The organism is Micropruina sp., from assembly GCF_027492755.1.
Lineage (GTDB): Bacteria > Actinomycetota > Actinomycetes > Propionibacteriales > Propionibacteriaceae > Micropruina.
The window spans coordinates 1-7,299 of record NZ_JAPUED010000179.1 but is presented as its reverse complement, the minus strand read 5'-3'; the positions used below and the strand labels follow the sequence as shown (position 1 = coordinate 7,299).

The following is a 7,299-nucleotide window of genomic DNA, read 5'->3' as shown; positions in this document are numbered from 1 at the left end:
GTGGTGAACCCGCCCATGAAGCCGGTGCCGGCGATCGCCGCCCACTCCGGGGCACCGGTGTGGAACATCACGTAGCCGGTGATCAGGCCCAGCAGGCCCGAGCCGACCGTGTTGATGGTCAGCGTGCCGAGCGGCATCCGCAGCGAATGCAGCCGGGCGATCGCGGCGTCCGACTGGAAGCGGGCGACCGCACCCAGACCGCCGGCCAGCGCAACCAGCAGCCCGATCATCGTGACCACCTCGCAGCCAGCCACATGCCGGCGAACGCCGCCGCCAGGCCCAGCACCACGCTGCCCAGGGCGTAGCCGATCCCGACGAACACCGCTGCGCCGCCCTCGCCGAACAGCCGGACGGTCTCCACCGCGAACGAGCTGTAGGTGGTGTAACCGCCCATCACCCCGGTGCCCAGGCCGAGCCGCAGGTAGCGGCGCACGCCGGCGTCCGGGCCGCGACGGCTGAGGGTCTCCAGCAGCAGGCCGAGCAGCAACGAGCCACTGACGTTGATCAGGAAGGTGGTCCAGGGCCAGCCGCCGGGCTGGGCCGGGAACGCCGACTCCAGCGCAGCCCGGACGGCGGTACCGAACGCGCCGCCGACCAGGACCACCGTCGAAGACATGCCTCGGAACGGTTTCAGGCCCACGGCATCGGCGCCTTCCAGTCGACGACCGAGAGCGGCACCGCCAGCACCGGCCGGTGCTGATGCTGGGCGAGCTTCAGCGCCAGGGCGCCGTCCATGAACTCGCGCACCTTCGCCCCGTGCTCGGGGGCCCGGTTGCCGACCACGATCGCCGCCGCGTCGACCGCCCGGGCGAGGTGGGTCAGCGAACGGTCCGGACGTCCGGCCAGGTAGCGGAACTGCCAGGACAGACCCGAGTCGGCCAACAGTCCGGCCAACTCGTCCTTGATCCGGGCCTCGACCCGCTGCCACGAATCATCGGCGGCGTCCGGATTGATGTCGCTGTGCTGCACTGTGCCGTCGGGGAACTCCCGCTCGGTGTACCGCTGCTCGTCGACGTAGGCGAAGTACAGGACGCCGCCGGTGGTGCGGGCCAGTGCCGCCGCGGTGAGCACTACCAACGGATCGCTGCCCGGCCGGACTCCGACCACAAGCACCCCGCCGCCGAACGGTGTCATCCGCTCCGGGCTGGGCTGTGGGACCTGATGGAGCATCCCGGTCTCCTCTCATTCGGCTACACGCTAGTACTCGTCGTCGGCCGGGTCTCGACAAGCTCGACCAACGGTGGTCGCCCCGAGAGCGGTCGGCACTAGGGTGATCCGGTGCGGATCGACCTGGAGTCACTGGATGCCTTCGACGCGCACCTGGCTTCCGGCGGCTCGCTGGCCGGGGTGTTCGTCCAATCGGTCGATCTGAGCGGGCGCTCGACCGCGCTGCAGTCCACCGAGGTCAAGGGCGCGGTCTTCCTTGGCTGCGCCCTTCGTCCCACGGACGCCTCGCAGCTCGCCCGGCGCGGTGCGCTGATCTTTCCGCGGCTGCCCGATCTGCCGTTCGACCCGTACCGGCCCGAGCTGTACACCCCCGACGAGCTGTACGACCACCTCGCGGACGGCTACCCGGCCACCACCGACGCCGCCATCTTCGCCTGGCAGTCGGCGCAGCTACGCCCCGGCGGCTTGGCGGCCGACCTGGCCGCCGCGCTGCACGACCACGCGATCACCGAAGCCCTGCAGCAGACCCTGGCCGACGTCGAGTTGTCCCGGGTCGTCGGCATCATGGGCGGTCACGCCGAACACCGTGGTTCCGGCCCCTACCGGGCCAGCGCCGAGTTGGCGCACCGACTGGCCGATCAGGGCCACATCGTGCTCTCCGGCGGTGGTCCGGGCGCGATGGAGGCGGCCAACCTGGGTGCCTCTTTCGACGGAACGGACGCCGAACTGCAGGCGGCGATCGACGATCTGGCCACCGGCGCGCCCTGGTCGGTCGACATCACCGGCTGGGCCCGCTCGGCCCAGGCGGTGGCCCATCGCTATCGCTGTACCCGCTTGTCGTTGGGCATTCCGACCTGGTTCTACGGGCACGAGCCGCCCAACCTGTTCGCCACCCGGATCGCCAAATTCTTCACCAACGCGCTGCGTGAGGACGTGCTGCTGCGGATGTGCCGCGGCGGCCTGGTCTACCTGCCCGGCGCGGCCGGCACCGTCCAGGAGGTGTTCCAGGCGGTCACCCCGAACTACTACGCCGCGGCGTCCGACCCGGTCGCGCCGCTGGTGCTGGTCGGTTCGGAGTACTGGACGGAGGTGCTGCCGGTCTGGCCGCTGCTGCACAGCCTGGCCGCCGGACGCCGGATGGCCGACGCCATCCGGCTGGTGGATTCGACCGACGAGGCGATCGAGGCGCTCAGTGCAGGCCGCCGCGCCGCGCCGCCACCAGCGCACGGCTGAACCAGTCCGCGAACCGCCGCTGTCCGTCGGCACCACGCACTCCCAGCCGGCCGGCGCGCTGTTCGGCGACGCTCTGCACCACCGTGTAGGCGAGCAGACCCTCGGGGCCGTGCCGATAGCCGGTCCCCGAGTCCCCCCGGGCGCCCATGGTGGCGCCGACCGCACCCCAGGAGGCGGCGAAGCTCTCGTTGATGCTGACGGTGCCGGTGCGCAGCAGTGGCGCCAATGCCCGTGCCGCCGTCCGGTCGCCACTGACGATGGTGGCGTGCAGGCCGTAGTCGGAGTCGTTGATCAGGCGCACCGCGGCATCGTCGTCGGCCACCCGGTACACGCTGACCACCGGGCCGAACGTTTCGGCGTCCCGCAGGTCCATGGCGGCGCTGACGTTCTCGAGCACCGTCGGCTCGTAGACCCACGGCCCGATCTCGGGACGATGCCGGCCGCCGGTGAGCACCCGGGCACCGCGGCGACGGGCGTCCTCGACGTGGCCGATGACCCGCTGGAGTTGCTCCGGGCCGAACAGCGAACCCATGTCGTAGCCGTAGTCGAGGGCGACACCGACCCGCAGCTCGGCGACCGCCGCCAGGAACAGGCGCAGGAACTCCTCGGCGATGTCCTTGTGCAGGATCAGCCGCTCAGTGTGGGTGCAGAGCTGCCCGGCTGCGGTGAAGACGCTGCGTCGGGCGATGTCGACCGCCAGCGGCAGGGCGGCGTCGGCGCGCACGTACAGGGCGTTCTTGCCGCCGAGTTCGAGCGAGCAGCCGACCATCCGCTCGGCCGCGACCGCCGCGACCGCGCGTCCGGTGCGGGTCGAGCCGGTGAAGCTGATGAAGTCGACGCAACGGACGACGGCGGCACCGATCGGATCGCCGTCGCCGACGACCACCTGCAGCACGCCCGCCGGCAGCCCGGCGGTGATCAACTGCTGCACCCCCCACAGCACACACAGCGCGGTGCGCGGATCGGGACGCAACAGCACCACGTTGCCGGCCAGCAAGGCGGTGATCGCCTCACCCAGCGACAGCGCGAACGGATAATTCCACGGCGTGACGACGCCCACCACCCCGCGCGGCAGCCGGGACTGGGTGGCGTAACCGACGACCGGCAGCACCCCGCGACGGCGGCGCGGTTCGAGCAGCGCGGACGCGGTGCGCGCGTAGTACCGCGCCACGTTCGCCACCTCGGCGACCTCTTCGAAGGCGTCTGCCCTGGTCTTGCCGGTCTCGAGCTGAATCAGGTCGAGAATCTCGTCACGACCGGCCAGCAGCCGGTCGTGGAAGGCCAGCACGATCGCCGCCCGGCGCCGCGGGCTGAGCTCACGCCACTGCCTGGCCGCTGACCGGGCGGTGCCGACAGCGCCCGCCACGTCGGCCGGCGATGATTGCGGAATCTGCGCCAGCGGGCGTCCGGACAGCGGGCTGAGCACCGTCCGGCGTTCCGGGTGGGTCGCGCACACCACCAGCGCGGTCAGCGCGGCGACCCTGGACGACGGGAGAACGAAGTCGGTCTCGGTGGCCGTCGCATGCATTGGCTCAATGTAGTCGCGCTCCGGCCAGATGCGAGCAGGATCCTCGGAATCCTTTTCGGCGGAACTTCTCCGCTCGGATCAGTCGATCCGGATCAGCCGGCCGACGGATCGGGGACCGGCGCGGTGACCGCCTGCACCAGCCGATCGCTGAACGCCGCCACCACGGCGATGGTGATCAGCGCGCCCAGCAGCATCGCTGTCGCCTCCCCAGGATCCAGGACGCCCATCGTCTTGCCCAGCGCCGCCGCCCCGACCGGGACACCGAGTTGCGCCGACGTCGCGACCGCGATCGGCAGCGGCTGGCGGGTGAAGGTCAACAGCCCGTGCGCCAGGACCGCCGCGGCCCCCAGCGCCACCCCGAGGCCGATCGCCTGCGGATCGCCGGCCAAAGCCCGCAGATCCAGCGAACTACCTAGCCAGACGAAGAAGATCGGCGCGAAGAAGCCCTCGGTGAGAGCGAAGGTCTGATTGGCGATCCGGCGCGGTTCACCGACCGCCGCCATCGCCAGGCCCATCGCGAAGCCGGCCAGCATCACCGAGACGTGCACGGTCGCGGCCAGCGCGGCGAGGGTGAACAGCATGGTGAGGGTGATCCGCAACTCCATCGCCAGGCCGCGTTTCTCGCTCAGCTCGTGCAGCTGGTCACGCCGTCCAGTGCGCTCGGACCAGCGTAGGAAGAGGAAGAAGACCGCTGCCACCGCCAGCACGCCGAGGGCGCCCAGCCCGGCGATCAGCGCCTGCGACGGGTCAAGAACCAGCGGCAGCACCACGATGCAGGCGGCGTCCGCGATCGCGAGTTGGACGAGCATCTCAAGACCAGACCGGGCAGTCACCGCGGCGCCGCCCAGGGCGGGCATCACGATGCTCGCCGACGACGACGCGATCAGCACCGCGTAGAGCGGTCCGTGCCCGGTTCCCCAGAAGGACGCGATCAGCAGGCCCAGCGGTGCCGCGATCACGGCGACGCCCAGCGCCCGCAACAGGCCGTTGCGCAACCCGCTGCGCATCGCCGGCTGGCGCAGCGGCACATGGCTGCCGGCGACGAACATCACCAGGGCGAAGCCGATCTGCGCCATGAACGACAGCGTCGGGTCGTCCGCATCGATCACACCCGCACCGGTATGGCCGAGCGCGATGCCGACGGCGAGTTCGCCGATGACCACCGGGATGTGCACCATCCGGTTCAGGCTGACCACCGGTCCGAGCATGGCGACGGCGCAGATCAGGGCCAGCACCGCGAACGTCACCGGCATACTGTAGGCCGACCTGCCCGGATCGGGACCCGACAAGGAGAGTGTCAGAGTGGACGCGACACCCGAACCCCTCGTCCGCACCACCGCTGGCGCCGTCCGCGGCGTTCAGCGGCCCGGCTCCGCCGCCTTTCTGGGCATCCCGTTCGCCGAACCACCGGTCGGTGACCTGCGGTTCGCCGCGCCCCAGCCGCGGGCGGCCTGGACGGGCGTGCGGGACGCCACCCGTCCCGGCGCCACCCCGCAGCGGCAGCCGTTCGGGCCGGTGACCACGATTCCCGAGCCGTCCTTCCCGGGCGACGACACCCTCAACGTCAACGTGTTCACCCCGGTGCCCGGCGATCCTGCGGCGCGGCTGCCGGTGCTGGTGTGGATCCACGGCGGCGGCTTCTTCGCCGGCTCGCCGTCCAGCCCCTGGTACGACGGGGCGCCGTTCAACCGCGACGGCGTGGTGACGGTCAGCGTCTCGTACCGGCTCGGCTTCGACGGCTTCGGCTGGATCGACGGCGCACCGGTCAACCGCGGCCTCCTCGATCAGATCGCCGCGTTGCGTTGGGTGCGGGAGAACATCGCCACGTTCGGCGGGGACCCGGAGCGGGTCACCATCGCCGGGCAGTCGGCCGGTGCCGGCAGCGTGCTCGCGCTGCTCGCCGCACCCGGCGCGGACGGCCTGTTCCGCGGCGCCATCGCCGCCTCTCCGGTGGTGATCGACCTGTTGCCCGAGCGGGCGCAAGAGGCCGCCGTCCGGATCGCTGCGAGCCTGGGCCTGACCAGCGCCACGCTGGACGACTGGCGCGGCGTCGACGAAGGTCGGCTGCTGAGGGCGGAGCGCGCCGAGATCGGCCTCGCCCTGGCCGAGCCCACCCTGCCCTTGGTCGACTACGTCCGATCCCTCGGTGCGGGTGATGCTGCGCTGTCGGGGCTCACCTTGGCGCCGATCGTGGACCATGACACAGTGCTCCCACTAGGTCAGCGACTACGGGACGGTGCCCATCGGGACACCGCGTTGCTGATCGGTTCGGCAGCCAACGAGTTCCCGGGCGCGACCGCGGAAGCCGTGGATCGGTCGGCACTGAACGACGCTTTCGCGGCGCTGGGCGCCTCGGCGGCCGGCCTGGCGTCGTTCTGGTCCGAACTGGATCTGATCGGGGAGGCCAGCACCCGGGCTCAGCTCACCGCGCTGCGAATGTTCCGGCTGTCGGTGGCCAGGGTGGTGCAGGCCCGAATCGCCGGCGGCGCTGAAGGAAGCACCTGGAGCTACGACTTCCGTCGTCACGCCCCTTCGCTGAACCGGGCAGCGCACTGCTTCGACCTGCCGTACGCCTGGGACCTCGGTTCCGGCGAAGGCGTCCTCGAGGCCCTCGGCGAACCTGCAGACCCCGGTCTCTCGGCCGCCGTCCATCGCTCCTGGCTGGCGGTCATCACCGGCTCCCCGCTCGGCTGGTCGTCAGCGGCCGACTCGCCCTCCGGCGGCTGCGTCTTCGACTTGGAGGCCCGTTACGATCCGGACGCCTACCGGCTCGAGCACGAGATCGCTGCCGAACTGCCCTGACCGACCGCTGGTTGAGCTTGTCGAAACCTCGTGGCGCCGGCGCAGCAGGGTCTCGACAAGCTCGACCAGCAGTGCTGCTACTCGGCGGCCACGGTGGCGGCGAGCTGGCCGCAGGCGCCGTCGATCTCGCGGCCGCGGGTGTCCCGGACGGTGACGGCGACGCCACGGCGTTCCAGGGCGGCGACGAAGGCGGCCTCGTCGCGGCGGCGGGACGCCGTCCACTTCGAACCGGGGGTCGGGTTGAGCGGGATCAGGTTGACGTGCACCCAGCCGTGGCCGCCGTCGCGGCGCAGCACGTCGGCGAGCAGGTCGGCCCGCTCCACCTGGTCGTTGACGTCGCGGATCAACGCGTACTCGATCGACACCCGACGCTTGGTGGCCACGAAATAGCCGTAAGCGGCGTCCACCAGTTCGGCGACGTTCCAGCGGGTGTTGATCGGGCACAGCTCGTCGCGCAGTTCGTCGTCCGGCGCATGCAGGCTGACCGCGAGGGTCACCGGCAGGCCCTCGGTGGCCAGCTGGTTGATTCGCGGCACCAGCCCGACGGTGGAGACGGTGATGCCGCGGGC

Annotated in this window: 7 protein-coding genes and 1 pseudogene; 2 read left to right on the top strand and 6 right to left on the bottom strand. The window is 71.3% G+C overall.

Features of this window, described 5'->3' with window-relative positions:
* The 3 genes from Q0066_RS12650 to Q0066_RS12640 all read right to left on the bottom strand — a co-directional run.
* Positions 1 to 230: CrcB family protein (locus tag Q0066_RS12650; RefSeq protein WP_298133417.1), on the bottom strand; the 230-nt coding region annotated here is incomplete at its 3' end.
* Positions 227 to 616 (bottom strand): CrcB family protein, encoded by a 390-nt coding sequence (locus Q0066_RS12645; RefSeq protein ID WP_298133416.1) that lies wholly within the window; start codon positions 614 to 616, stop codon positions 227 to 229. The genes Q0066_RS12645 and Q0066_RS12650, both read right to left, overlap by 4 nt.
* A 14-nt stretch (positions 617 to 630) precedes the next feature.
* On the bottom strand, positions 631 to 1,170 hold the full coding sequence (locus Q0066_RS12640; protein WP_298133414.1) for a universal stress protein: 540 nt from the start codon (positions 1,168 to 1,170) through the stop codon (positions 631 to 633).
* A gap of 108 nt (positions 1,171 to 1,278) precedes the next feature.
* On the opposite strand from Q0066_RS12640, the gene Q0066_RS12635 reads away from it, so the two are divergent.
* Entirely contained in the window at positions 1,279 to 2,400 is a 1,122-nt protein-coding gene (locus Q0066_RS12635) for an LOG family protein (RefSeq protein ID WP_298133413.1), read from the top strand.
* Here the strand turns inward: Q0066_RS12635 and Q0066_RS12630 are convergent.
* Together Q0066_RS12630 and Q0066_RS12625 are read right to left on the bottom strand one after the other, a co-directional pair.
* The gene (locus Q0066_RS12630; protein ID WP_298133411.1) at positions 2,357 to 3,928 is read right to left on the bottom strand and encodes a succinic semialdehyde dehydrogenase; all 1,572 of its coding nucleotides are present in this window, start codon (positions 3,926 to 3,928) and stop codon (positions 2,357 to 2,359) included. The genes Q0066_RS12635 and Q0066_RS12630 overlap by 44 nt on opposite strands.
* A 92-nt stretch (positions 3,929 to 4,020) precedes the next feature.
* A complete protein-coding gene (locus Q0066_RS12625) occupies positions 4,021 to 5,175 on the bottom strand; it encodes a cation:proton antiporter (RefSeq protein WP_298133409.1) in 1,155 nt (384 codons plus the stop codon).
* Positions 5,176 to 5,230: 55 nt separating this feature from the next.
* On the opposite strand from Q0066_RS12625, the gene Q0066_RS12620 reads away from it, so the two are divergent.
* Positions 5,231 to 6,730 (top strand): carboxylesterase family protein, encoded by a 1,500-nt coding sequence (locus Q0066_RS12620; protein WP_298133407.1) that lies wholly within the window; start codon positions 5,231 to 5,233, stop codon positions 6,728 to 6,730.
* Positions 6,731 to 6,807: 77 nt separating this feature from the next.
* On the opposite strand, the pseudogene Q0066_RS12615 reads toward Q0066_RS12620, so the two are convergent.
* Positions 6,808 to 7,299: pseudogene (locus tag Q0066_RS12615) on the bottom strand (23S rRNA (adenine(2503)-C(2))-methyltransferase RlmN); the annotation flags it as partial.